We start from the raw sequence: 25,580 nt of genomic DNA, 5'->3' as shown, positions 1-25,580 counted from the left end.
GGCACCACAGTATGAGGCACGCAGCGCCGCCTGCATGCCGCACCATCATTACCGGAAGGGTATAGAAGCACCATGAAGTCCCACGAGATTGCACGCCGCTGGCTGGATTACTTCAGCGATAAGGGACATACGGTGGTGCCCTCGGCGTCGCTCGTCTCCAACGATCCCTCGCTGCTGTTCACCGTGGCCGGCATGGTGCCGTTCATCCCTTACCTGACCGCCCGCGAAAAGGCCCCGTACAGCCGGGCCACCAGCGTGCAGAAATGCATCCGCACCGCGGACATCGAAGAAGTCGGCAAGACCGCCCGCCACGGCACGTTCTTCCAGATGGCCGGCAACTTCTCCTTCGGCGATTACTTCAAGGAAGAAGCGATCACGTACGCGTGGGAGCTGCTGACGTCCGACGTCGACAAGGGCGGCTACGGCCTGGACCCGCAGCGCCTCTGGGTCACCGTCTATGAAGACGGCGACGAGCGCGACGACGAGGCCCGCGCCATCTGGCGCGACAAGATCGGCATCCCGAACGAACGCATCGTCGGGACCGGCAAGGCTGACAACTACTGGAACACCGGCCAGGCCGGCCCCGGCGGCCCCTGCTCCGAGATCTACTACGACCGCGGCCCGGCCTACGGCCAGGAGGGCGGCCCGGCAGTAGACGAGACCCGCTACATCGAAATCTGGAACCTGGTCTTTATGCAGTACCAGCTCTCCGCGGTCCGCTCCAAGACCGACTTCGACGTCGCCGGCGAACTGCCGCAGAAGAACATCGACACCGGCCTGGGGCTGGAACGGCTCGCCATGATCCTGCAGGGCGTGGAGAACATGTACGAGACGGACCAGGTCCGTCCCGTGCTGGACAAGGCCGCCGAGCTGTCCGGCAAGGCCTACACCAGCGCCGAAGACCCCTCCGATCCGCACCACACCGACGACGTCCGGATGCGCGTGGTGGCCGACCACATCCGCTCCGCCCTGATGCTGATCTCCGACGGCGTAAGCCCGTCCAACGAGGGCCGCGGCTACGTGCTGCGCCGCCTGATCCGCCGCGCAGTGCGCGCCATGCGCCTGCTGGGCGTGGAAACCGCCGTCCTGCCCGAGCTGCTGCCCGTCTCCCGCGACGCCATGAAGGGTACCTACCCGGACGTCGAGACGGACTTCGCCCGGATCAGCCGGATTGCGTACGCCGAGGAGAAGGCGTTCCTGCGCACCATCGCCTCCGGCACCGAGCGCCTTGAAGAGGCCGTCAAGGTCTCCAAGGCTGCCGGGGCTCCGCTCAGCGGCGAGGAAGCCTTCGCCCTGCACGACACCTACGGTTTCCCCATCGACCTCACGCTCGAAATGGCCGAGGAAGCGGGACTGAAGGTCGATGAGGCCGGTTTCCGGTCCCTCATGTCCGAGCAGCGCAAGCGCGCCCAGGCTGACGCCCGCGGGAAGAAGCACGGGCACGCCGATATGTCGGTGTTCAACGAACTTCTGGCCGCCGGTTCCACTGTGTTCACCGGCTACGACGAGCTGAAGACCGAATCGAAGGTCCGCGGCATCATTTCCGGGAACTCCCGGGTGGAATATGCCGGCCAGGGTTCTGAAATTTCCCTGGTCCTGGACGAGACTCCGTTCTACGCCGAAGCCGGCGGCCAGGCTGCCGATACCGGCCTGATCACCGGAGACGGCTTCGTCATCGAGGTGCAGGACGTCCAGCGCCCCGTCAAGGGCCTGAGCGTGCACAAGGCCATCGTCCGTGAAGGCGAGATCGCCGCCGGAGCCAATGTCCTTGCCGCCGTCGACGCCCAGCGCCGGCACGAAGCCGAGCAGGCGCACTCCGGCACGCACATCGTGCATGCCGCCCTGCACCAGATCCTCGGCCCGGAGGCGCTGCAGCGCGGTTCCTTCAACAAGGCCGGCTACCTCCGCTTCGACTTCTCCTGGGGCGAAGGCCTCTCCGACGCCGCGAAGTCGGAGATTGAAGAGGTCTCCAACCTGGCGATCCGCAGCAACTACCAGGTCGAGACCAAGATCATGTCCCTCGCCGAGGCGAAGTCGCTGGGCGCCATGGCCCTGTTCGGTGAAGCCTACGGCGACACCGTGCGCGTGGTGGAAATGAACGGCGACTGGTCCCGTGAACTGTGCGGCGGAACGCACGTGGCATCGACCTCCCGCATCGGCAGCCTGACGCTGCTGGGCGAGCAGTCGGTCGGCTCCGGCAACCGCCGCGTCGAGGCCTTCGTCGGCATGGACGCCTTCCGCCACCTGGCCGCCGAGCGGGCACTGGTGAACGAGCTTTCCGAGATGCTCAAGGTTCCTTCCGCGCAGCTGCCGGACCGGCTTGCCGCCACCCTCGCGAAGCTGAAGTCCACCGAGAAGGAACTGGACCGGCTGCGCCGCGAACAGCTTGCCGCCTCCGCCGGTGCCCTGGTGGGAACGGCCGTCGATGTTGACGGCGTGCGGCTCCTGGCGCACGACGCCGGTGAAGTCGGGGGAGCGGATGACCTGCGTACCCTGGCCCTCGACCTGCGCTCCCGCCTGGGCAGCGAACCCGCTGCCGTGGCCGTGGCCGGTGTGTCCAACAACCGTCCCGTAGTTATCGTCGCCACCAACGAAGGTGCCCGCAGCGCCGGCGTCAAGGCCGGTGCCCTCGTCAAGGTTGCCGCCGGTGTACTGGGCGGCGGCGGCGGAGGAAAGGACGATGTCGCCCAGGGCGGCGGGTCCGACGCAGGCCGGATCGCAGACGCACTGACGGCCATCCGCGAAGCCGTCGCCGGGCGGGCCTGACTTGACTGAGCTGCGCGGCGTGAAGCTGGGTGTCGACGTCGGCCTCGTACGGGTCGGCCTTGCTGCCAGTGATCCCGACAGCGTCCTGGCCATGCCGGTCAGGACACTGAAGCGGGACGCGAAGAAAAACAGCGACATCCGCGTAGTGGTCCGTGAAGCTGCGGACCGGGGGGCCGTTGAAGTATTTGTCGGCCTGCCCCGCAGCCTGAGCGGCGGCGAAACCGCCTCGACCCAGATGGCGCGCGACTACGCGCAGACCCTGGTCCAGGCACTGGCGGACGCCGGGCAGGAGGTGCCGGTGAGGCTGGTGGATGAACGCCTGACCACCGTCTCGGCGCACCGTTCGCTGCACGAAGCTGGAATGAACAGCCGGAATCACCGTACAGTGGTTGATCAAGCAGCAGCTGTAGCTATTTTGCAGCAGTCTATTGACACACAACGATCCCTGAACAGGGACGTAGGGGAGCTGGTTACATTGCGCCGGACGCACCGCCCAAGCGGCGGAGCTCCGGCCCCGACTGAGGAGTTCGAAATTTCGCAGGACATCGAGCGCGAAGGCGGCATCACGCCATGAGCCACAGATATCCCGAGTACCCCGCCATGGCGGAACCGGAGCGCAACCCCGGTGAAGGCCGCGGACTTCCCGTCGGGCAGTTCTTCGAAGAGCCGGAGGACCTGCCCAGCCGCAGGAGCCAGCGCCCGTCGCGGGAGAAGCAGCGCCGGCGCCGGCGCCGCACCATCATCATGTTCACCGTGCTGGCCGTTTTCGCTGCCGTCATCTTCGGGCTCATCATGTTCCTCAGGGACCTCCTGGGCATGAATGAGATCCAGGACTACGAGGGTGCAGGCAAAGGCACCGTGGCCTTCACCGTCGACGAGGGCGACGGACCGCTGTTGATCGGCGGCAAGCTTGAAGCCGAAGACATCGTGGCGACCTCCGATGAATTCGTCAACGCCTTCACCGCGCAGTCGGACGGCCGGGAAATCCAGCCAGGTACCTACGAGATGAAGTACCAGATGTCTTCCTCCGCAGCCGTGGACGCCCTGCTGGGCGACGGCGGCAGCCAGGTCCATTACGCAGCCGTGGCCCGTGACCTGCGCCAAAACGAGGTTTTCGAGGTCCTGAACACCTCCACCCGGATTCCGCTGGCGGAGTTCCAGGCGCTGGCGGGCAACCCGCAGCAGTTCGGCCTGCCCAAGGAAGCCGTGAGCCTGGAAGGCTACCTGTTCCCGGGTGAATACCGGTTCGACGTCGAAAAGGACGCCACCGAGATCATCACCGAAATGGTGGACAACACCTTCGCCGAGCTCGAAGAAGCCGGTATTACTGATCCTTCCGAGCAGTACCGGATCCTGACCAAGGCAAGCATCATCCAGGCCGAAGCAGGAGAAGCGGACTACGGTGCCGTGGCCGGTTCCATTGAGAACCGCCTGGGCCCGGACAACAAAGAAACCAACGGACTGATCCAGTCAGACGCAACGGTGACCTACGGCCTCGGACGGAAGAGCTACGAACTGACACCGGAGGAAAAGGCGGACAAGTCCAATCCGTACAACACCTACGCCAACCCGGGCCTGCCCGTCGGACCGATCGGCTCTCCAAGCCGTGAGGCCATCGACGCGGCAGCGAACCCGGACGACGTCCCGTACTTCTACTGGGTGACCGTCAACCTGGATTCCGGTGAAACCAAGTTCTCCACCACCCTGGCTGAGCATTCCAAGTACGTGGAGGAATACCAGGACTGGTGCAGCAGCCAAAAAGCCGGGCGTTGCGGTTAGCGGCGGATAACCCCTTGAGGCGGGCAGCCGTGCTGGGACATCCAATCAGCCATTCCAAGTCCCCGCTGCTGCACCGTGCGGCCTACGCGCATCTTGGCTGGGAGTGCCGCTACGACGCCATTGACGTCCGCGAAGAGGAGGCCGCAGCGTTTGCGGCCTCCCTCCGCGCGGAGGGGGGCTGGACCGGGCTGTCCGTCACCATGCCGCTGAAGGCGGCGATGGTGGCTCATATGGATCAGATCCAGCCGCTGGTGCAGGCGTTGGGCGTACTCAACACCGTGACGTTCGCCCGTGAGGGCGGCCGCACAGTGCTGACCGGCCACAACACCGACGTTGCCGGCATTGTGGGTGCGCTCCGGAACGCCGGAATGCGGGACCGGCCCCGCGCCGTCGTGCTGGGCTCCGGCGGTACCGCATGTGCCGCCGTTGCCGCGCTGGCCCAGGTGGATCCGGCCGGCGGCGTCGACGTCTGCGCCCGGCGCTTCCCGGAGGCGGGAGTGAATCAGGCGGGGGTCGTTGCTGCCGGTGCGGCGGTCGGAACCACCGTGAACGCCCGTCCCTGGGCGGAAGCTGCCGCCGCGTGCGCCGGAGCCGACGTCGTTGTCTCCACGTTGCCGCCGCACGGCGCCGACCGCCTGGCGGAGGAACTGGCGGGGGAACTGGCGGAGGTGCAGCCCGGCGCGGTCCTTCTGGACGCGGCCTATGACCCGTGGCCCAGCCGGCTGGCTTCGGCGTGGGCCGGCCTCGGCGGAGTGGTGGCCCCCGGCATCGAGATGCTGCTCTACCAGGCCGTCGAGCAGGTGAAACTCTTTACCGGAGAGGCCTTCTCCGATGAACCCGGCGTCATAAACGCCATGTGTGACGCAGTGGGAATCGCGCGGCGCTGAACGCCCGTGCCGGGCATGGCAGTATTGAAAGCATGTTGCGTTGGTTGACCGCCGGTGAGTCCCATGGACCGGCACTGGTCGGAATTATTGAAGGTGTCCCTGCGGGTGTGGAAGTGGACAGCACACGCGTCCAGGCTGCCCTGACCCGCCGCCGGCTCGGCTATGGGCGTGGCGCGCGGATGAAATTTGAACAGGATGCCGTGCGCATCCTGGGCGGCGTCCGCCACGGCCTCACCCAGGGCGGCCCGGTAGCGATCGAAATCGGCAACACCGAGTGGCCCAAATGGGAGCAGGTGATGGCCGCCGATCCTGTGGATCCTGCCGTCCTCGCCGATTCCGCGCGCAACGCGCCCCTGACCCGGCCCCGCCCCGGACACGCAGATTTCACCGGCATGCAGAAATACGGCTTTGACGAGGCACGGCCCGTCCTCGAACGCGCCAGCGCCCGGGAAACTGCCACCCGTGTGGCCCTCGGCGCCGTGGCGTCGGCGTTCCTGAAGCAGCTGGGCATAGAACTGGTCAGCCACACCGTGGGCATTGCCGGCGTGATGGTGCCGCCGACGGCGGTGCTGCCGCTGCCCGGCGACGTGGACGCCCTCGACGCCGATCCGATGCGCTGCTTTGACGCGGGTACCTCCACGGCGATGGTGGCCGAAGTCGATGCGGCGCACAAGGAGGGCGAGACGCTTGGGGGAGTGGTTGAGGTCCTGGCCTACGGGCTGCCGCCGGGACTGGGCAGCTATGTCCACTGGGACCGCCGGCTGGACGCGCGGATCGCCGGGGCGCTGATGGGTATCCAGGCCATCAAGGGAGTGGAGGTGGGTGACGGCTTCCTCACCGCTGCCCGCCGCGGTTCCGCAGCCCACGATGAGATTCTCCAGGATGCCGACGGCCGTGTGGTCCGCTCCGGAAACCGCGCCGGAGGTATCGAGGGCGGCATGAGCATCGGCGAACTGCTGCGGGTGCGGGCTGCCATGAAACCCATTGCCACCGTGCCGCGCGCCCTGCGGACCGTCGACGTGCGTACCTCCGAGCCGGCCCGCGCCCACCACCAGCGGTCGGACGTGTGCGCGGTGCCGGCTGCCGGAGTGGTCGCCGAAGCCATGGTTGCGCTGGTCCTGGCCGAAGCCGTGATCGAGAAGTTCGGCGGCGACTCCGTGCCGGAAACCGCCCGGAACCTCCGCGCCTACCTGGCCGCCATCCCTGAGCCGCTGGAATCCGCCGGCACCGATGTCCTCTAGGAACGTCCCGCCCCGAGGCCGGCACCTGGTCCTGATGGGCTTTATGGCTGCCGGAAAATCCGTGGTCGGGCGCGGCTACGCAGCCCGGCAGGGAATGCCCTTCCTGGACACCGACGAAGCCGTGGTGGCGCGCTACGGACCCATTGCCGGTATTTTCAGTGCCTATGGCGAAGGCTATTTCCGTGCCGTCGAAGCCAGGACCGTTGCCGCCGCACTGGAGACACCCGTTCCCACAGTGATTTCGCTGGGCGGCGGCGCAGTGCTGGACCCGGGGACGCAGCAGCTGCTGGACGCCGCCACGGTAGTGTTTCTGGATACGGACCTTGCCACCGTGCTTCCGCGGATCACCCGCGCAGGCCACCGTCCACTGCTGGCACCGGACCCGGTCCGGCGCTGGCAGGAACTGGCGGATGTCCGCCGCCCCATTTACGAATCCCTGGCCGACATCACCATTGACACCAGGGGACTTACCATTCCGGCCATTATTGACCGGCTGACTTCCGTCCTCACCCAAGGAGAAGACTAGATGCCCTCCGAACCGACGATCATCCCGGTGACCGGCTCCACCCCCGCTGACAATTACGACGTCGTCGTAGGCAATGGGCTGCTCGGCCGGCTGCCGGACATGCTCGGTGAGCGCGTTCGCCGCGTCCTGGTCATCCACCCGCGCGCCCTGCGCACCACGGGCGACACGGTGCGCGACGAGCTTGCCGCGACGGGCCTGACCGCTGTCACGGCCGAAATTCCGGACGCCGAAGAGGGCAAGCACATCCAGGTGGCGTCCTTCTGCTGGCAGGTCCTGGGCCAGAATGACTTCACCCGGTCCGATGCCATCGTGGCCGTCGGCGGCGGAGCCGTCACCGACGTCGCCGGCTTCGTGGCGGCCACCTGGCTGCGCGGCATCAAGGTGGTGCATATCCCCACGTCCCTGCTGGGCATGGTGGACGCGGCAGTGGGCGGCAAGACCGGCATCAACACCGCCGAAGGCAAGAACCTGGTGGGCGCGTTCCACCCGCCGGCTGGCGTCCTCGCTGACCTTGACGCCCTGGCCACCCTGCCGAAGAACGAACTGCTCAGCGGCATGGCCGAGGTCATCAAGTGTGGTTTCATTGCCGACCCCGCCATCCTGGAACTGGTCGAAGCGAACCTGGAGGCAGTGGCCGACGGCGCGTCCGACGTCGTCCGCGAACTGGTGGAACGCTCCATCCGGGTCAAGGCCGACATCGTTTCCTCCGACCTGCGTGAATCCGGCCGGCGGGAATTCCTGAACTACGGCCACACCCTGGGCCATTCCATCGAACTGGCCGAGCGCTACCAGTGGCGGCACGGCGCCGCAGTGTCCGTGGGGCTGGTCTTTGCCGCGGAGCTGGGCCGGACCGTGGGCCGCCTCGATGACGCCACGGCAGACCGCCATAAGGAGATCCTTTCCTCCCTGGGCCTTCCTGTTACTTACCGTAAGGACCGCTGGTCCGCACTGCTGGACGGAATGCGCCGGGACAAGAAGTCCCGCGGCGACCTGCTGCGGTTCGTCGTGCTGGACGGGTTGGCGAAACCGTCCATGCTGGAGGTGCCGGACACCTCGCTGCTGTTCGCCGCCTACCAGGAAATCGCTTCCGAGCCGCAGGGCGGAATCCGCCTCAGCCTGTAGGTTCGGCGCGACCGGGTAGAATAGTCGTCGGACTTGAATAAAACGTACTTTGACTAACGACTGACGAACAACGGAAGAGAAACTGTGGCGACGACCAACGACATCAAGAACGGCACCGTGCTGAAGCTTGAAGGCAACCTCTGGAGCATCATCGAGTTCCAGCACGTGAAGCCGGGCAAGGGTGGTGCGTTCGTCCGTACCAAGATGCGCAACGTGACCTCGGGCAAGGTAGTGGACAAGACGTTCAACGCCGGCATCAAGGTCGAGACCGCCACGGTGGACCGCCGCGATTACCAGTACCTGTACCAGGACGGCGAAGACTACGTCTTCATGGACACCTCCGATTTCGACCAGCTCACGGTTCCCGGCAAGATCGTCGGTGACAACGCGAACTTCATGATGGAGTCCATGATGGTCACCATCGCCATCCATGAGGGTTCGCCGCTGTACATCGAGCTGCCGCCGTCGGTCACCATGGAAATCACCTACACCGAGCCGGGCCTGCAGGGCGACCGCTCGACCGGCGGCACGAAGCCCGCCACCATCGAGACCGGTTACGAGATCCAGGTGCCCCTGTTCCTGGAGCAGGGCACCAAGGTCAAGGTTGACACCCGCACCGGCGACTACCTGGGACGCGTTAACGAGTGAGCGCACGCAGTAAAGCACGGACCCGGGCACTGGAGGTCCTCTTCGAAGCCGAACAGCGTTCGATGTCGGCCTTCGATGCCATCCGGGCCCGCCGCGAAAAGACCGACCAGACCATCAACCCCTACACCATGGACCTGGTGGAAGGCGTGGTTGCGATGCAGGAGCAGATCGACGAGTTCCTGAGCACATATTCGCAGGGCTGGACGCTTGATCGCATGCCTTCGGTGGACCGCATCATTCTCCGCCTGGGCACGTGGGAACTTCTCTACAACGACGACGTTCCCGACAAGGTGGCCATCAGCGAAGCCGTGGAACTGGCGAAAGCGCTCTCCACGGACGAATCCCCGGCCTTCATCAACGGCCTCCTGGGCCGGCTGCAGGAACTGAAGCCGTCCCTGCTGGCGTAGGCAGAACATCAAAAAGACCGGCCCCTCGGGGCCGGTCTTTTTGCGTTAGCGGAGCTGCTGTCCCGCCAGCATGCCGGTCCGGATCGCCGTGATTTCGCCCAGCAGGTCCCGTTCGGTTTCCAGGTTCGCGGCAACGTCGCGGCCGGCGGCAATCTGCTGCCGGGTCAACGCGAGCCGGGTGGCGCGCCGGATGAATTCCTTCATCACCGGAGCCACGCCGCTGGCCCGGGCCCAGCCCATGGCCTGGCGCCGGCCGGCCCCCGTGGACAGCATCCCCACTTCCGCGGGAGTGAACCAGCCGGCGGAAGCGTACTCCGCCAGCCGGCGCCTCGTCAGGCGCTGTTCAGCCCGGCGCAGCAGCCAGACGCCGGTGACCGCTGCGGCGAAGAAGGGTACCTGGAGCACAAAGTAGAAGAGGAAGAAGTCCCCGAACAGCAACGCCGGTCCGGCGTTCCAGAGCATGTGCCCCAGGATCGCCGGAATCAGTCCGATGACAAAGGCGGGCAGAATCCAGGCGTTGCCCGCCCGCCGCGATGCCAGGCCCAGGGCGAGCCCGGTGCAGGCGGTGAACAGCACATGCGCGAAGGGGGAGAGCAGCCCGCGGAGGATGAAGGTAAAACCGAGCTGGTACACGGTGTCCGGGCCGGCGGCCAGCAGTGCCGAACCGAAATAGAGGATGTTCTCCGTAAAGGCGAAGCCTGCTGCCACCGCGGCGGCAAACACGATGCCGTCCACCGGCCCGTCAAAGATCCGCCGGCGGACCAGCAGCAGCAGGAGAATTCCCAGCCCCTTGGCGGTTTCCTCCACCACCGGGGCCTGGACCACCGGTCCGACCAGGTCGGCTGTGCCTGCCGGCACCACCTGCAGCAGCGCAAGCGTGACGTACGGGCCGACCAGCAGGGCAGCCGCGACCGAAACCCCGGCACCCCAGAGGAAGGAAAACAGCAGGGCACTGCGGGGTTCCGGCTCCCAGCGGTCCACCCACCGGATCCCCAGCCCACAGATGGCCAGGGGCACCAAGGCCAGGAAGCCGCAGATAATGAAGGCCGGCGGGCCAAGGCGGCTGAGCAGGAACACTCCCACCCCGGCCAGCACCACAGCGGAGAGCACCGTCAGCACCACCATGGCGGCCAGCCCCTTATCCCGCCGCGGCGCCGGAGGCGTCCAGAACGGCTGGACGGGGGCGGAACCGTGGGCGGGTCCGTAGCCGGGAGGCGCGGGATGCGTACGGACGGGAGCGGGAAGGCTCATGTTCGGGACCTGGTCATAGCAGTCAGGATAGTTCGCCGGCGGGCATACTCCGCACCCGGCGGACGCCGGTATGCCCTGTGATAGCTTGAAGGCGCATTCAACCTTTAAGTTCCGTCCTGTGAGGCGGGGAAGGAGGAAGCGGAAATGACGGGCAACGACGCCGTATCCACCCGTACCGTTCTGTCTTCAGCTGACATTGACCGCGCCCTGACGCGTATTGCCCACGAGATCCTCGAGGCGAACAAGGGACCCGAGGACCTGGTCCTGATGGGCATTCCACGCCGCGGATATCCGCTGGCGCGGCGCCTCGCCGCCAAAATCGCCGCAGCCGCCCCGGGGGTTGATCCCGCGGCCATCACGGGCCAGCTCGACGTCACCATGTTCCGGGACGATCTTGCCCGCCGGCCCACCCGGCCTCCGTATGCCACCCGTGTTCCGGTGACCGGAATCGATGACAAAGTAGTGGTCCTGGTGGACGACGTGCTGTATTCGGGCCGCACGATCCGCTCGGCACTGGACGCACTGGTGGACCTGGGCCGGCCGCGCATCGTCCGGTTGGCGGTACTGGTTGACCGCGGGCACCGGGAGCTGCCGATCCGCCCCGACCATGTGGGGAAGAACCTGCCCACCGCGTCCCGGGAGCAGGTGCGGGTCCGGCTGACGGAGAGCGACACCGCGGCCACAGGTGAACCGGCCACAGACGAGGTTGTCATCGAGGGCCCTGCATGAGGCATCTGCTTTCCACCAGGGACCTGCCCCGCGGGGATGCCCTGGCCATCCTGGACACGGCCGAGGAGATGGCCGCGGTAGGGGAGCGGGAGGTCAAAAAGCTACCTGCCCTGCGCGGGCGCACAGTGGTGAACCTCTTCTTCGAGGATTCCACCCGCACCCGGATATCCTTCGAAGCCGCCGCCAAACGGCTCTCGGCCGACGTCATCAATTTCTCCGCCAAAGGCTCCTCGGTGTCCAAGGGCGAGTCGCTGAAGGACACCGCGCAGACGCTGGCGGCCATCGGGGCCGACGCCGTGGTGATCCGCCACGGCTCCTCCGGGGCACCGGCGCGGCTGGCCACGTCCGGCTGGATTAACGCTGCCGTCCTGAATGCCGGGGACGGAACACACGAGCACCCCACCCAGGCGCTGCTTGACGCCTTCACCATGCGCCGGCACTGGGCGGGGCTGCACGGCATCCCCTCTTCCGGCACCGACCTGTCCGGCATGAAGGTCATGATTGTCGGGGACGTGCTGCACTCCCGGGTGGCCCGCTCGGACCTGTGGCTGCTCCGGACCCTGGGCGCCGAGGTGACCCTGGTGGCGCCGCCCACGCTGCTGCCGTTCGGCGTCGAAAGCTGGCCGTGCACCGTCAGCTACGACCTGGACGAAGCGCTCTCTGCCGGACCGGACGTGGTGATGATGCTGCGCGTCCAGGGCGAACGGATGCACTCGGCCTTCTTCCCCTCGGTCCGCGAGTACTCCCGCCGCTGGGGCCTGGATGATGTCCGGCTGGACCGGCTGGACACCATGGGCCTGAAGGACACCATCATCATGCACCCGGGGCCGATGAACCGCGGCCTGGAAATTTCCGCCCGCGCGGCTGATTCACCCCGCTCCACCGTCCTGGAACAGGTCAGCAACGGCGTCGCCGTACGCATGGCTGCCCTCTACCTGCTGCTCTCCGGTGAGAACAGCCCCGCATCCACTCCGCAGGAGCAGCCCCAATGAGTCCCACAACCACCACCGGCAGCTATCTGATCCGCGGCGCCTCCGTGCTCGGCGCCGAACGCGCGGACATCCTCATCGAGGACGGCCTGATCACCGCCGTCGCCCCCGTGCTGCCGGTGCCGACGGACGCCGTCGTCCTTGAGGCGGACGGCCTGATCGCCCTGCCCGGCATGGTGGACCTGCACACGCACCTCCGCGAACCGGGCCGGGAGGATGCCGAAACAGTGGAAACGGGTTCCCGGGCCGCGGCGCTGGGCGGGTTCACTGCCGTCCATGCCATGGCCAACAGCATGCCCGTCGCCGATACCGCCGGCGTGGTGGAACAGGTCCTCAGCCTGGGGGAGCGGGCCGGCTGGGTGGATGTGCGCCCGGTCGGGGCCGTCACCGTGGGCCTGGACGGCGGGCAGCTGGCCGAACTAGGCGCAATGGCCGATTCCCGGGCACAGGTGCGCGTCTTTTCCGACGACGGCAAATGCGTTTCGGACCCGGTGCTGATGCGCCGTGCCCTCGAATACGTCAAGGCTTTCGACGGCGTCATTGCCCAGCATGCGCAGGAACCCCGGCTGACCGAGGATGCGCAGATGAACGAGGGGGAGGTCAGCGCCGTCCTCGGACTGGCCGGCTGGCCTGCCGTCGCGGAGGAATCCATCATCGCCCGGGACGTCCTGCTGGCCCGGCACACCGGATCCCGCCTGCACGTCTGCCATGTGTCCACCGCCGGGTCCGTCGAAATTCTCCGGTGGGCCAAGGACCGCGGCATCCAGGTGACCGCCGAGGTCACCCCGCACCACCTGCTCCTGACCGACAAGCTGGTGCGCACCTACGATCCCGTCTACAAGGTGAACCCGCCGCTGCGCACCGAAGCCGATGTCCAGGCGGTCCGCCGCGGCCTGGCCGACGGCACCATCGACATCGTCGGCACCGACCACGCCCCGCACCCGAGCGAGCACAAGGAAGGCGAATGGGCGAACGCCGCCATGGGCATGACCGGCCTGGAAACCGCCCTCTCGGTGGTGCAGCACGCCATGATCGACACCGGGCTGATGGACTGGGCCGGCTTTGCCCGGGTCACGTCCACGACGCCGGCCCTGATCGGACGGCTGCCGTCCCAGGGCCGGCCCCTCGCCGCCGGTGAACCAGCCAACGTCATATTGGTGAACCCTTCTGCGCGTCGAAGGGTCGACCCTTCTAAGATGGCAACTAAGGGACGCAACAGTCCGTTTGCCGGACTGGAACTGCCCGGTGGAGTCGAAGCGGTGTTCTACGCCGGCCACCCCACCGTCCTGGACGGCAGATTGAACTCGCCCCACCTCGCTGCCGTAAAGGAATCCTGATGGAACTGGTCTTTTTCTTCCTGGGCCTGGCCGCCCTCATAATCGTGGTCCTGGGCCTGTTCGCCCTGGGCTGGCGCGGCCGGCGACGACGTCAACAGGACATTCCCCGTCCCCAGGCGCTGCCGGAGGAGCTGTCGGATCCTGGATTCCAGGCGTTGGGCCAGTACGTCGCCACCACCACCGCCGGTGACTGGCTGGACCGCGTGGCCCTGTACGGCCTGGGGTTCAAGTCCAATGCCACCGCCGCCGTCTTTCCCGAAGGCGTGCTTTTTGCCCGCTCCGGCGCCGACGATCTCTGGATCCCCCGGCAGGACCTGCACGGGGTCCGCCTCGAGCGCGGCATGGCCGGGAAATTCGTGGAAAAGGAGGGACTGGTTACCGTGACCTGGCAGCTGGGCTCCAAGCGCGTGGATACCGGCTTCCGCACCCGCTCCGCCGAGGACAAGACACCCCTGGTCACCGCAATCACCGAGCTTCTGCCGGAAACGGCCACCCCTAACGAGGAACAACTGTGACAGTGCACGAGATCATCAATCCCACGCCCGCCGTCCTGATGCTTGAGGACGGGCGTACCTTCCGCGGACGTGCCTACGGCGCGCAGGGAACCGCCCTGGGTGAAGCCGTTTTCGCCACCGGCATGACCGGTTACCAGGAGACCATCACCGACCCGTCCTACGCCCGCCAGCTCGTGGTCCAGACGGCGCCGCACATCGGCAACACCGGGGTCAACGGCGACGACGCCGAGTCCCGGCGCATCTGGGTGGCCGGGTACATCGTGCGCGACGCCGCCCGGCGGCCCTCCAGCTGGCGGTCCGAGTCCACCCTGGACGAGCAGCTGGCGGAGCAGGGCGTCGTCGGCATCTCCGGCGTCGACACCCGCGCCGTGACCCGGCACCTGCGCGAACGCGGCGCCATGAAGGCCGGAATCTTCTCCGGGCCCGACGCCGGCCGTCCGGACGCCGAGCTGCTCGCCGAGGTCCGTGCCCAGCAGGGCATGGAAGGCGCCAGGCTGGCCGAAGAGGTCAGCGTGGATGAAACGTACCTGATCGACCCGGCCGACCACGGCTGGGACAAGGAGCCGCTGTTCACCGTGGCGGCCATCGACCTGGGCATCAAGTCGATGACCCCGGTACGCCTGGCCGAGCGGGGGATCCGCACCTACGTGCTGCCCGCCGCCTCCACCTTCGAGGACATCACCGCCCTGAACGCCGACGGTGTGTTTATGTCCAACGGCCCCGGCGACCCGGCCACCGCCGACGTGCAGGTGAACCTGCTGCGCGAGGTCCTGGACGCCCGGATCCCGTTCTTCGGCATCTGCTTCGGCAACCAGATCCTCGGCCGCGCGCTGGGATTCGGCACCTACAAACTGCGCTACGGCCACCGCGGCATCAACCAGCCCGTGATGGACCGGCGGACCGGGAAGGTGGAAATCACCTCGCAGAACCACGGGTTCGCCGTCGACGCCCCGCTGGACGGACCCGTCACCGCCCCCGAGGCCCGCTACGGCCGGGTGGAGGTCAGCCACGTGAGCCTGAACGACGACGTCGTGGAAGGGCTCGCCTGCCTGGACATCCCCGCGTTCTCGGTCCAGTACCATCCCGAAGCCGCCGCCGGACCGCACGACTCGGCTTACCTCTTCGACCGCTTCGTGGACCTCATGGCGTCCAGCGCCGCCAGCAAAAGCAAGGAAAGCATCTAATGCCCCGCAGAACCGACCTCAAGTCCGTCCTGGTCATCGGCTCCGGCCCGATCGTCATTGGCCAGGCAGCGGAATTCGACTATTCCGGCACGCAGGCGCTGCGGGTGCTCAAGGAGGAGGGCCTGCGGGTCATCCTCGTGAACTCCAACCCGGCCACGATCATGACCGATCCGGAGTTCGCCGACGCCACGTACGTGGAACCGATCACCCCGGAGGTGGTCGAGAAGATCATCGCCAAGGAACGCCCCGACGCCATCCTGCCCACCCTGGGCGGTCAGACCGCCCTGAACACCGCCATCGCGCTGGACAAGAGCGGCGCCCTGGAGAAGTACAACGTGGAGCTGATCGGCGCGAACATCGCCGCAATCGAACTCGGTGAGGACCGCGAAAAGTTCAAGGGCGTCGTCGAACGCTGCGGTGCCGAATCGGCCAAGTCGATCATTGTGCACAGCATGGACGAAGCCTTCGCCGCCGCGGAGAAGCTGGGCTACCCGATGGTGGTCCGCCCATCCTTCACCATGGGCGGCCTCGGCTCCGGCCTGGCGTACAACGCCGAGGACCTGCGCCGGATCGCCGGGGCCGGCATCCAGTACAGCCCCACCTCCGAGGTATTGCTCGAAGAGAGCATCCTCGGCTGGAAGGAATACGAGCTGGAAATGATGCGGGATAAGAACGACAACGTGGTGGTTGTCTGTTCCATCGAGAACTTCGACCCGGTGGGTGTGCACACGGGCGACTCCATCACGGTGGCCCCCGCCATGACCCTCACCGACCGCGAGTACCAGAAGCTGCGCAACATCGCGATCGCGGTCATCCGTGAAGTGGGCGTGGACACCGGCGGCTGCAACATCCAGTTCGCCATCGAACCGGACACCGGCCGGGTAGTCGTCATTGAAATGAACCCGCGCGTCTCCCGTTCCTCCGCCCTGGCCTCCAAGGCCACCGGCTTCGCCATCGCCAAGATCGCCACCAAACTTTCCCTCGGCTACACCTTGGACGAGATCCCGAACGACATCACCAAGAAGACCCCGGCGTCGTTCGAACCCACCCTGGACTACGTGGTGGTGAAGGTCCCGCGGTTCGCGTTCGAGAAGTTCCCCGCGGCCGACCCCACCCTGACCACCACGATGAAGTCCGTGGGCGAAGCCATGGCGATCGGCCGCAACTTCACGGAAGCACTGCAGAAGGCGCTGCGCTCCTTGGAACAGAGGGGCGCCACGCTGTCCTTCGACCCGGTCGATGCCGCCGATGTGCCCGGACTTATTGAAGCTTCCAAACGGCCCACCACCGCCCGCCTGCAGCAGGTGCAGCAGGCGCTGCTGGGCGGGGCGTCCATTGAGCAGCTCTTCGACGCCACCGGCATCGACCCGTGGTACCTGGACCAGCTGGTGCTGATCAATGAAACGGCACAGCAGATCCGTTCGGCGCCGTCGGTCAACGAGGACATCCTGCGCCTGGCCAAGCGGCACGGTTTCTCCGACGAGCAGATCGGCGCGCTGACCAACACCCCCGAAGCGGTCATCCGCGGTGTCCGGCACGCCCTGAACGTACGCCCGGTCTACAAGACCGTGGATACCTGCGCTGCCGAGTTCGCCGCCTACACGCCGTACCACTACTCCTCCTACGACGAGGAGGACGAGGTGGCCGAGCACGCCAAGCCGTCCATCATCATCCTCGGCTCCGGGCCGAACCGGATTGGGCAGGGCATCGAGTTCGACTACTCCTGCGTCCACGCGACCATGGCGCTGCGCGAGGCCGGCCACGAGACCGTGATGATCAACTGCAACCCGGAAACGGTCTCCACCGACTACGACATCTCCGACCGGCTCTACTTCGAGCCGCTGACCCTGGAGGATGTCCTCGAGGTCATCGCCGCGGAGCAGCGCACCGGCGGCGTGCTGGGCGTCTTCGTCCAGCTGGGCGGGCAAACACCGCTGAAACTGGCGCAGGCCCTGGCCGACGCCGGAGTGCCGATCCTGGGAACCTCGCCCGCTGCAATCGACCTGGCCGAACACCGCGGAGCGTTCCAGCAGGTGCTGGACGAGGGTGGGCTGACCGCCCCGAAGAACGGCACCGCCGTGTCCTTCGAGGACGCCAAGCGGGTAGCGGACGAGATCGGCTACCCCGTGCTGGTCCGCCCGTCCTACGTGCTGGGCGGCCGCGGCATGGAGATCGTGTACGACGAAGCGAACCTGTCCCGCTACATCACCAACGCCACGGAGATCACCCCGGACCATCCCGTCCTGGTGGACCGGTTCCTGGAAGACGCCATCGAGATAGACGTCGACGCGCTCTTCGACGGCACCGACCTCTATGTGGGCGGAATCATGGAGCACATCGAGGAGGCCGGCATCCATTCCGGCGACTCCGCGTGCGTGCTGCCGCCGATTACCTTCGGCACCGACGTGATCGACCGGGTCCGCGAGGCAACCCGGGTCATCGCGGCCGGCGTCGGCGTCCGCGGCCTGATCAACATCCAGTTCGCCCTGGCCTCGGACATCCTCTACGTCATCGAAGCGAACCCGCGGGCCTCCCGCACGGTGCCGTTCGTGTCCAAAGCCACCGGCGTCCAGCTGGCCAAGGCCGCGGCGCTGATCGGCACCGGCAGCAGCATTGCCGAGCTGCGGGCGGCCGGGAAACTGACCGCCGACGGCGACGGATCCACCCTGCCGCTGGATGCCCCCGTGGCCGTGAAGGAGGCGGTGCTGCCGTTCAGCCGTTTCCGCACGCCGGAAGGCACCGTGGTGGATTCCCTGCTGGGTCCGGAAATGCGGTCCACCGGCGAGGTCATGGGCATCGACAAGTACTTCGACACGGCCTTCGCCAAGTCCCAGGCCGCCGCGAACAGTGCCCTGCCCACCGCGGGCAAGGTCTTCGTCTCGGTCGCGAACCGTGACAAGCGCTCGATCATCATGCCGGTGAAGCTGATGAGCGACCTTGGCTTCGAGATCCTCTCCACCGGCGGCACGGCCGAGGTGCTGCGCCGCAACGGCATCACCGCCACCGTGGTGCGCAAGGTCGGCGAGGGTGTGGGGCCGAACGGGGAGGGGACCGTGGTGGACCTGATTACCGCCGGCGAAATCAACCTGGTGGTGAACACTCCCTCCGGCGGCCAGGCCCGCGGTGACGGATACGAGATCCGTGCCGCCGCGACGTCGATCGGCTGCCCGGTGGTCACCACGGTCTCCGAGTTCGGCGCGGCCGTCCAGGCGATCGAGGCTATGCGCTCCTACGAATGGGACGTCACCTCCCTGCAGGAACACGCGGCCCGGCTGAAGGCCGCCACCGGTGCCTGAGGCGGGACCCACGGCACGTTCCGCCTTCGGCACCCGCCTGCGGGCGGCGATGGACCGCCGGGGGCAGCTGTGCGTCGGCATTGATCCGCATCCCGGGCTGCTGGCGGACTGGGGCCTGAACGACGACGCCGCCGGGCTGGAGCGCTTCTCCCTCACCGTCGTGGAGGCGGTGGGGGAGCAGGCCGCCGCGTTGAAGCCCCAGGTGGCGTTGTACGAACGCCACGGGTCCGCCGGCATGGCCGTCCTGGAACGCCTGCTGGCCGCCTGTGCGGAGGCTGGAGTGCTCAGCATCGCCGACGCGAAGCGCGGCGATATCGGCTCCACCATGGCAGCCTATGCCGACGCCTGGCTGCGCGACGGTTCGCCGCTGGCAGCCGACGCGGTGACGCTCAGCCCGTACCTCGGGTTCGGCTCCCTGCGTCCGGCCCTGGACCTGGCGGCAGCGACCGGCCGCGGCGTGTTTGTCCTGGCCCTGACCTCAAATCCGGAAGGGGCCGGTGTGCAGCATGCGGGCGGCCCGCCCCTGGCCGGCCGTGCCGTAGCGGCGCGGATCGTGGATGCCGTGGCCGCGGAAAACGCCGGTCCGGACTCCGGTGCGGAAACAGGTGGGTCGGCCGGTCTGGGCTCCGTAGGGCTGGTGGTGGGGGCAACTGTGGGCACTGCCCTGGCGGACCTGGACATCGATCTCGCAGGCTCCCGGGCGCCGGTGCTGGCCCCCGGGCTGGGAGCACAGGGAGCCACGGCTGCCGGCCTGCGCGCGACGTTCGCGGCGGCCTACCCGAATGTCCTGGCCACCTCCAGCCGGGGCATCCTGCGGGCCGGACCCGATCCCCAGGCACTGCGCCGGGCGGCACATGAGGCAGCCCGGGAACTGGCATCCGAGGGGTAGCCGTGAAGCTTCCGGTGCCAAGCGGTTTCCATTGCAATTGGGCTTCGGTTGCGGATAAGTTCGGACCTACCAGCAGTGCCGCTGCCAGCGGTATGTCTTCGTCCGGGAGTGTCCCTTGAACCTCAAGCCACTGACAGAAGCCGAGCGTACGCGGGCGCGGGAAAAGGCCACAGCCGCCCGGGCCGTACGCGCCGAGGTGAAGTCCCGCGTAAAGTCCGGAGATCTCAGTATCGAAGAGGTCATTCTGTCCCGCTCTGGGGAGGAAGCCATAGGCCGGCTGAAGGTCATGGACCTGCTGCGCGCCCTGCCCGGTGTGGGGGAACGCCGCGCAGCTGGAATAATGGCTACGGTAGGTATAGCGCCGACCCGCCGGGTCCGGGGGTTGGGTGTGCATCAGCGCAAGGCGCTGATCGACCTGCTGGAGACCCATTGAGGCAAGCAGTTATCAGTGAATTAACGAGTGAATGAGGTTTACGTGTCGCAACCGCGGCTGACAGTTCTTGCAGGTCCAACCGCAGTTGGCAAAGGCACTGTATCCACCTATATCCGTGACAACTATCCGGAGGTCTGGCTTTCCGTGTCGGCCACCACCCGCGCCCCCCGGCCGGGTGAAGAAGACGGCGTGCATTACTTCTTCGTCAGCGCCGAGGAGTTCGATGCCATGATCGAGCAGGACCAGATGCTCGAGTGGGCCGTGGTCCACGGCCGCAACCGCTACGGAACTCTGCGGCGCACCGTCGAGGCAGCCATGGCTGAAGGTCGAAGCGTGTTGCTCGAGATCGATCTGCAGGGCGCCCGGCAGGTTCAGAAGTCCATGCCGGACGCAAATTTCGTCTTCCTGGCACCGCCGTCGTGGGACGAAATGGTCCGCCGGCTGGTAGGACGCGGAACCGAAACGCCCGAAGAGCAGCAGCAACGGCTGGAAACCGCTAAACTGGAACTTGCTGCCGAGTCCGAGTTCGATCACACCGTCATTAATGACGACGTCCAGCGGGCTGCAGCTGAGCTTGTATCACTCATGGGAATCAGTCCGCGCACGCGCTGACAAACCGCGAATCCCGTTCAAGAATTTTGGAGAACCCTGTGTCTGAAGGCATCATCAACCCGCCGATCGACGACCTGCTGAACGTAGCCGACTCGAAGTACGCGCTGGTCATCTACGGTGCCAAGCGCGCCCGCCAGATCAACGCCTACTACTCCCAGCTGCACGAGGGCCTGTTCGAGTACGTCGGCCCGCTGGTGGAAACCAAGCTGAACGAAAAGCCGCTGTCCATCGCCCTGCGCGAGATCAACGACGGCATGCTCGTGTCGCGTCCGAGCGAGAGCGCCGAGTAAAGCTCAGCAACCACAGGGGGAGGCGGCAGCGTGCGCATAGTGCTGGGCGTTGGCGGCGGAATTGCCGCCTATAAGGCTGCGTCGCTGCTGCGGCTTTTCACCGAGGCCGGGCATAACGTCACCGTTGTCCCCACCGAATCCTCCAAACAGTTCGTCGGAGCGGCCACTTGGGAGGCACTCTCCGGCAACCCCGTTTCCTCCTCGGTCTTTGACGAGGTGGAGAAGGTCAACCACGTGCGGCTCGGCCATGAGGCGGACCTGATTGTGGTGGCTCCGGCCACGGCCGATCTGCTGGCCCGGGCCGCCGGCGGCCAGGCCAATGACCTGCTGACCAACACCCTGTTGATGGCCCGCGGACCCGTGGTCTTCGCTCCGGCGATGCATACCGAGATGTGGACCCATCCCGCGACGGCGGCCAACGTTGCCACGCTGCGCAGCCGGGGCGCCGTCGTCCTGGAACCCGGCATCGGACGGCTGACCGGCAAGGACACCGGTCCCGGCCGCCTGCCGGAACCCGAAGCAATCTTCGCCGCCGCACTGGCCGCCGTCGACGACGGCGCAGCCGAAGCCCCGCGCGTTCTCACCGGATCCACGGTCACCATCACCGCCGGCGGCACCCGTGAACCGCTGGATCCCGTACGGTTCCTCGGCAACCGGTCCTCTGGCAAGCAGGGGACAGCCCTGGCGGACGCCGCACTGGCTGCCGGTGCCCGGGTCCGGCTGATCGCAGCGCATATGGACGTTCCGGCTCCCCGCGGCGTCGAACTGGTCCGGGTGGAAACCGCCCTTGAACTGCGTGCCGCGGCCCACGCCGCAGCCGCGGACTCCGACGTCGTCATCATGGCCGCTGCAGTGGCGGACTTCCGTCCGTCCGAGGTGGTGGACACCAAGATCAAGAAGCGCGACGACGAAGCGGACCCCGTCATCACGCTGGTCCGTAATCCGGACATCCTGCAGGAACTCGTCCACGCACGCGACACGGCCGGGACCGGCATTCCGAAACTCATTGTCGGCTTTGCCGCCGAAACCGGCGACGCCAACGGCGACGTGCTGGAATACGGCCGCAAGAAGCTGGCCCGTAAGGGCTGCGACCTGCTGGTGCTCAACCGCGTCGGCACCTCGCTGGTCTTCGGCCAGGACGAGACCGAGGTGAGGATTCTCTCACCCGCCGACTCTGGGCAGGAAGCAGTGGAAAGCGTGGCCGGGACCAAAGCGGACGTATCCGCCCGCATCATCGCCCGGATTGCGGCGGAACTCGCCGCCCGCAGCGACTGACACCGCAGCCCGGCCCGTGCCGGGATGGTCGGTGCCGCCCGGTAGAGTAAATCCCGTGACTCCTACTTCTTTCCCCCCTAAGCCGCAGTCCAACCTGCGCCTTTTCACTTCGGAATCCGTCACCGAGGGCCACCCGGACAAAATCTGTGACCAGATCAGTGACGCCATCCTGGACGGCCTCCTCAAAGTCGACCCCGAGTCCCGGGTCGCCGTGGAAACCCTGGTGACCACCGGTCTGGTGCACGTCGCTGGAGAAGTGACCACCGAGGGCTACGTCGAAATCCCGCAGCTGGTCCGCGACACCATCCTGGACATCGGCTATGACTCCTCCGCCAACGGGTTCGACGGTGCCCGCTGCGGTGTGTCCGTCTCGATTGGCCAGCAGTCCCCGGAAATCGCCTCCGGAGTCTTCAACTCCCTGGAGAACCGCACCGGCAAGGTCGTTGACCCCTACGACGCCCAGGGCGCGGGGGACCAGGGCATTATGTTCGGTTACGCCAGTGACGAGACCTCGGTACTGATGCCGACGCCGATCTGGCTCGCCCACCGCCTCTCCGAACGCCTCACCACCGTCCGCAAGGACGGAACCCTGCCGTACCTTCGCCCGGACGGCAAGACCCAGGTCACCGTTGGATACGACGGCGACCGGCCGGTTTCCGTTGACTCCGTGGTCGTTTCCACCCAGCACGCCGCCGACCTGGACCTGGAGCAGCTGCGTGCCGACATGGTGGAATACGTGGTCAACCCGGTACTGGCCGGCACCGACCTGGACATCTCCGCCGTCGAGCACATCATCAACCCCGGCGGCCCCTTCGTTATCGGCGGCCCCGTGGGCGACGCCGGCCTCACCGGCCGGAAAATCATCGTCGACACCTACGGCGGGTTCGCCCGCCACGGCGGCGGTGCCTTCAGCGGCAAGGATCCGAGCAAGGTCGACCGTTCGGCCGCCTACGCGATGCGCTGGGTAGCCAAGAACGTGGTTGCCGCCGGCCTGGCCCGGCGCGCGGAAATCCAGATTGCCTACGCGATCGGCATGGCCCGCCCCGTAGGCATCTACGTCGAAACCTTCGGCACCGAAACGGTGGACCCGGCGCGGATTGCCGACGCCGTGCAGGAAGTCTTCGACCTGCGTCCGTTGGGCATCATCAACGGCCTGGACCTCAAGCGCCCCATCTACCAGCGGACTGCCGCCCACGGCCACTTCGGCCGGGAGGACGAAGGGTTCACCTGGGAGCGCAAGGACAAGGTCGAGGACCTCCGCAGCTACTTCAACGTGTAGCCGGCCATGCCTGCGGACCGTTCCGGAGAAGCCGTGCAGCTGTCCCTGCTGCACGGCTTCACGCCGTCGGAAAAGGCCGTGGGCAAGGCCCAGCCCGCTTCCGCCCTCCCGATTGCGCGCGTGCTGCTGGACTCGCCGCTGCCGCATCTGGACCGCCCCTTCGACTACCTCGTCCCGGCCGACCTCGACGCCGACGCCGTGGCAGGTGCCCGGGTCAAGGTGCGTTTCGGCGGACAGGAACTGCCGGGCTTTATCACCGAGCGCGCGGCGGAAGCAGACACCACCGCACGGTTGATGCCGTTGGGCAAGGTGATTTCGCCGCAGCCGGTCCTCACTCCGCAGATCCTGCGCCTGGCCGAGGCCGTCGCCGCACGCTACGCCGGAACCGTGCATGACGTGCTTCGGGTGGCCATTCCGCCGCGTGCGGCACGGGTGGACAAGGAATTCACCGCCGCGGCGCGGGCTGAAGCTGCCGGGGGAACAGCCACCGGGCCAAAGGAGATCCCCGCGGGTCCGGAGGGTGCCGGCGCGAACCCCCTGACGCGGTACCCGCACGGACCACGTTTCCTGACCCACCTTGCCGCAGGCCACAGTCCGCGTGCCGTGCTCTCTTCGCTCGGCGGATATGGTCCCCTGGACTGGCCGGCCGAAGTTGCCGAAGCTGTCCGGTCCACGCTGCTCTCCGGGCGGGGCGCCGTCGTCGTAGTGCCCGACAACAAAGACCTGGCCAGGCTGCAGGCTGCTCTTACTGCACGCATCGGAGCCGACGCTTTTGTCCGGTTGACCGCCGAAGACGGACCGACGCCGCGGTACCGGAGTTTTCTGCAGCTGCTGCACGGCGATGTCCGGGTAGCCGTGGGGACGCGGTCCGCCGCCTATGCGCCGGTCCAGGACCTGGGCCTGGCCGTCATCTGGGACGACGCCGATGAGCTGCACGCCGAGCAGCGGGCACCGTACCAGCACGCACGCGACGTGCTGCTGCTTCGTGCCGAACTGGAAGATGCGGCCCTGCTTATGGCCTCGCATTCGAGGAGCACTGAAGCCCAGCGGCTGGTGGCCAGCGGCTGGGCTGCAGGCATTGCCGCGGAGCGTTCAACCGTCCGTGCACACGCCCCGCGCGTGGTCAGCACTACCGACTCCTTCACGATGGAACGCGATCCGTTGGCCGCACGGGCACGCATACCGCACGCGGCGTGGAAGGCTGCCCAGGACGGGCTGACCCGCGGCCCCGTGCTGGTGCAGGTGGCGCGGACCGGGTTTTCGCCGGCACTGTCCTGCCAGGAGTGCCGCGAACCTGCCCGCTGCCGGAACTGCTCCGGCCCGCTGGGACTGGCCAGCAGGAACGGGATCCCTGCCTGCCGCTGGTGCGGACGCCCCGAACCGATGTGGCATTGCGGCAACTGTGGCGGAACCCAGCTGCGCGGTTCCACCGCGGGGGCCGGACGTACTGCCGAGGAACTGGGCCGCGCTTTCCCTTCCACCACTGTCATCTCCTCTGCGGGGGACCACATCCGCACCGACATCCCCGATACTCCGGCGCTGGTGGTGGCTACCCCCGGAGCCGAGCCTGTTGCAGCGGGCGGCTACGCCGCGGCGATCCTGCTGGACGGCAACGCGATGCTCTCGCGCGAATCCCTGCGGGCAGGCGAGGACACCCTGCGGCGCTGGTTCACTGCAGCTGCCCTGGTCCGTCCCGCTTCCGAAAAAGGCCTGGTGGTGGTGACGGCTGACGACACGGCAACGGTGGGGCACCTGCTCCGCTGGGACCCGGCGTCGGCGGCGGAACGGGAACTGGAGCTCCGGCGCGAACTCGGGCTGCCTCCGGCTGTGCGCTATGCCGAGCTGACCGGTTCCCGGGAGGGGCTGGAAGCGTTTACCGCCCGGCTCGGGCTGCCCGAGGGTGTCCGTGCGGTGGGACCGGCACCCCTGGCAACCGCCGTCGCTACCCCTGCTCCGGACGGGCAACTGGGTGGCGCGGGCGGGCGCTACCGGACGCTGCTGTTCTTCCCGTACAACGCGGCTCCGGCCATTACCGCGGCGCTGCGTTCGACCAAGGCTGCTGCCTCGGCCCGCCGGACCGGGGATCCCGTCTATATCCGGGTGGACGGCACGGACGTTCTCTAAG

Annotated in this window: 23 protein-coding genes; 22 read left to right on the top strand and 1 reads right to left on the bottom strand. The window is 67.2% G+C overall.

Annotation, left to right across the window (positions count from 1 at the left end; all coding sequences use genetic code 11):
* Nucleotides 1-72 precede the first annotated feature (72 nt).
* The 9 genes from alaS (at nucleotide 73) to nusB (ending at nucleotide 9,376) form a co-directional block, all read left to right on the top strand.
* Complete coding sequence (gene alaS, locus QNO03_RS02945; RefSeq protein WP_229948567.1) at nucleotides 73-2,766, top strand: alanine--tRNA ligase; 2,694 nt, start codon at nucleotides 73-75, stop codon at nucleotides 2,764-2,766.
* A gap of 1 nt (nucleotide 2,767) precedes the next feature.
* Complete coding sequence (ruvX, locus tag QNO03_RS02940) at nucleotides 2,768-3,340, top strand: Holliday junction resolvase RuvX (protein WP_229948564.1); 573 nt, start codon at nucleotides 2,768-2,770, stop codon at nucleotides 3,338-3,340.
* Nucleotides 3,337-4,545 carry an endolytic transglycosylase MltG gene (mltG, locus tag QNO03_RS02935; RefSeq protein ID WP_229948562.1) on the top strand — a complete coding sequence of 403 codons (1,209 nt, stop codon included), beginning with the start codon at nucleotides 3,337-3,339 and terminating at the stop codon, nucleotides 4,543-4,545. The genes ruvX and mltG overlap by 4 nt, the downstream gene beginning before the upstream one ends.
* Nucleotides 4,546-4,574: 29 nt before the next feature.
* Nucleotides 4,575-5,432, top strand: coding sequence for a shikimate dehydrogenase family protein (locus QNO03_RS02930; RefSeq protein WP_289601786.1), 858 nt, complete (start codon nucleotides 4,575-4,577; stop codon nucleotides 5,430-5,432).
* 32 nt (nucleotides 5,433-5,464) lie between these two features.
* Entirely contained in the window at nucleotides 5,465-6,673 is a 1,209-nt protein-coding gene (gene aroC, locus QNO03_RS02925; RefSeq protein ID WP_289601784.1) for a chorismate synthase, read from the top strand.
* Nucleotides 6,663-7,199 (top strand): shikimate kinase, encoded by a 537-nt coding sequence (locus tag QNO03_RS02920; protein WP_229948555.1) that lies wholly within the window; start codon nucleotides 6,663-6,665, stop codon nucleotides 7,197-7,199. Before aroC ends, QNO03_RS02920 begins: the two co-directional genes overlap by 11 nt.
* Entirely contained in the window at nucleotides 7,200-8,321 is a 1,122-nt protein-coding gene (aroB, locus tag QNO03_RS02915; protein ID WP_289601782.1) for a 3-dehydroquinate synthase, read from the top strand. It begins immediately after the preceding gene.
* Between the two features lie 84 nt (nucleotides 8,322-8,405).
* Nucleotides 8,406-8,969 (top strand): elongation factor P, encoded by a 564-nt coding sequence (efp, locus tag QNO03_RS02910; protein WP_227911484.1) that lies wholly within the window; start codon nucleotides 8,406-8,408, stop codon nucleotides 8,967-8,969.
* Complete coding sequence (nusB, locus tag QNO03_RS02905; protein ID WP_229948550.1) at nucleotides 8,966-9,376, top strand: transcription antitermination factor NusB; 411 nt, start codon at nucleotides 8,966-8,968, stop codon at nucleotides 9,374-9,376. Before efp ends, nusB begins: the two co-directional genes overlap by 4 nt.
* Nucleotides 9,377-9,421: 45 nt before the next feature.
* On the opposite strand, the gene QNO03_RS02900 is transcribed toward nusB, so the two are convergent.
* Entirely contained in the window at nucleotides 9,422-10,627 is a 1,206-nt protein-coding gene (locus QNO03_RS02900; RefSeq protein ID WP_289601779.1) for a PrsW family intramembrane metalloprotease, read from the bottom strand.
* 144 nt (nucleotides 10,628-10,771) lie between these two features.
* Here QNO03_RS02900 and pyrR point away from each other — a divergent pair, with 144 nt between their 5' ends.
* From pyrR to QNO03_RS02835, 13 genes are all read left to right on the top strand, one after another.
* A complete protein-coding gene (pyrR, locus tag QNO03_RS02895; RefSeq protein WP_229948546.1) occupies nucleotides 10,772-11,356 on the top strand; it encodes a bifunctional pyr operon transcriptional regulator/uracil phosphoribosyltransferase PyrR in 585 nt (194 codons plus the stop codon).
* Nucleotides 11,353-12,348 (top strand): aspartate carbamoyltransferase catalytic subunit, encoded by a 996-nt coding sequence (locus tag QNO03_RS02890; RefSeq protein WP_289601778.1) that lies wholly within the window; start codon nucleotides 11,353-11,355, stop codon nucleotides 12,346-12,348. Before pyrR ends, QNO03_RS02890 begins: the two co-directional genes overlap by 4 nt.
* Complete coding sequence (locus tag QNO03_RS02885; protein ID WP_289601777.1) at nucleotides 12,345-13,682, top strand: dihydroorotase; 1,338 nt, start codon at nucleotides 12,345-12,347, stop codon at nucleotides 13,680-13,682. The genes QNO03_RS02890 and QNO03_RS02885 overlap by 4 nt, the downstream gene beginning before the upstream one ends.
* Nucleotides 13,682-14,197: a PH-like domain-containing protein gene (locus QNO03_RS02880; protein WP_229948540.1), complete on the top strand. Its 516-nt coding sequence runs from the start codon at nucleotides 13,682-13,684 to the stop codon at nucleotides 14,195-14,197. Before QNO03_RS02885 ends, QNO03_RS02880 begins: the two co-directional genes overlap by 1 nt.
* A gap of 38 nt (nucleotides 14,198-14,235) precedes the next feature.
* Nucleotides 14,236-15,381, top strand: a complete 1,146-nt coding sequence (gene carA / locus QNO03_RS02875) for a glutamine-hydrolyzing carbamoyl-phosphate synthase small subunit (protein WP_289602053.1) — start codon at nucleotides 14,236-14,238, stop codon at nucleotides 15,379-15,381.
* Nucleotides 15,381-18,677, top strand: a complete 3,297-nt coding sequence (gene carB, locus QNO03_RS02870) for a carbamoyl-phosphate synthase large subunit (RefSeq protein WP_289601776.1) — start codon at nucleotides 15,381-15,383, stop codon at nucleotides 18,675-18,677. The genes carA and carB overlap by 1 nt, the downstream gene beginning before the upstream one ends.
* Nucleotides 18,670-19,566, top strand: coding sequence for an orotidine-5'-phosphate decarboxylase (gene pyrF / locus QNO03_RS02865; RefSeq protein WP_289601774.1), 897 nt, complete (start codon nucleotides 18,670-18,672; stop codon nucleotides 19,564-19,566). Before carB ends, pyrF begins: the two co-directional genes overlap by 8 nt.
* Nucleotides 19,567-19,681: 115 nt before the next feature.
* On the top strand, nucleotides 19,682-19,999 hold the full coding sequence (gene mihF, locus QNO03_RS02860) for an integration host factor, actinobacterial type (protein ID WP_229948535.1): 318 nt from the start codon (nucleotides 19,682-19,684) through the stop codon (nucleotides 19,997-19,999).
* Nucleotides 20,000-20,041: 42 nt separating this feature from the next.
* A complete protein-coding gene (gmk, locus tag QNO03_RS02855) occupies nucleotides 20,042-20,611 on the top strand; it encodes a guanylate kinase (protein WP_229948533.1) in 570 nt (189 codons plus the stop codon).
* Nucleotides 20,612-20,637: 26 nt separating this feature from the next.
* Complete coding sequence (gene rpoZ / locus QNO03_RS02850; protein WP_231707475.1) at nucleotides 20,638-20,901, top strand: DNA-directed RNA polymerase subunit omega; 264 nt, start codon at nucleotides 20,638-20,640, stop codon at nucleotides 20,899-20,901.
* A gap of 30 nt (nucleotides 20,902-20,931) precedes the next feature.
* Nucleotides 20,932-22,176, top strand: a complete 1,245-nt coding sequence (gene coaBC / locus QNO03_RS02845; RefSeq protein ID WP_289601771.1) for a bifunctional phosphopantothenoylcysteine decarboxylase/phosphopantothenate--cysteine ligase CoaBC — start codon at nucleotides 20,932-20,934, stop codon at nucleotides 22,174-22,176.
* A gap of 55 nt (nucleotides 22,177-22,231) precedes the next feature.
* Nucleotides 22,232-23,455 carry a methionine adenosyltransferase gene (gene metK, locus QNO03_RS02840; protein WP_229948525.1) on the top strand — a complete coding sequence of 408 codons (1,224 nt, stop codon included), beginning with the start codon at nucleotides 22,232-22,234 and terminating at the stop codon, nucleotides 23,453-23,455.
* Between the two features lie 6 nt (nucleotides 23,456-23,461).
* Nucleotides 23,462-25,579 carry a primosomal protein N' gene (locus tag QNO03_RS02835; RefSeq protein WP_289601769.1) on the top strand — a complete coding sequence of 706 codons (2,118 nt, stop codon included), beginning with the start codon at nucleotides 23,462-23,464 and terminating at the stop codon, nucleotides 25,577-25,579.
* Nucleotide 25,580: the final 1 nt, after the last annotated feature.

This window comes from Arthrobacter sp. zg-Y877, assembly GCF_030373105.1.
Classification (GTDB): domain Bacteria; phylum Actinomycetota; class Actinomycetes; order Actinomycetales; family Micrococcaceae; genus Arthrobacter_B.
Note: the sequence above shows the minus strand (reverse complement) of the source record. Positions and strands in the feature narration are given on the sequence as shown.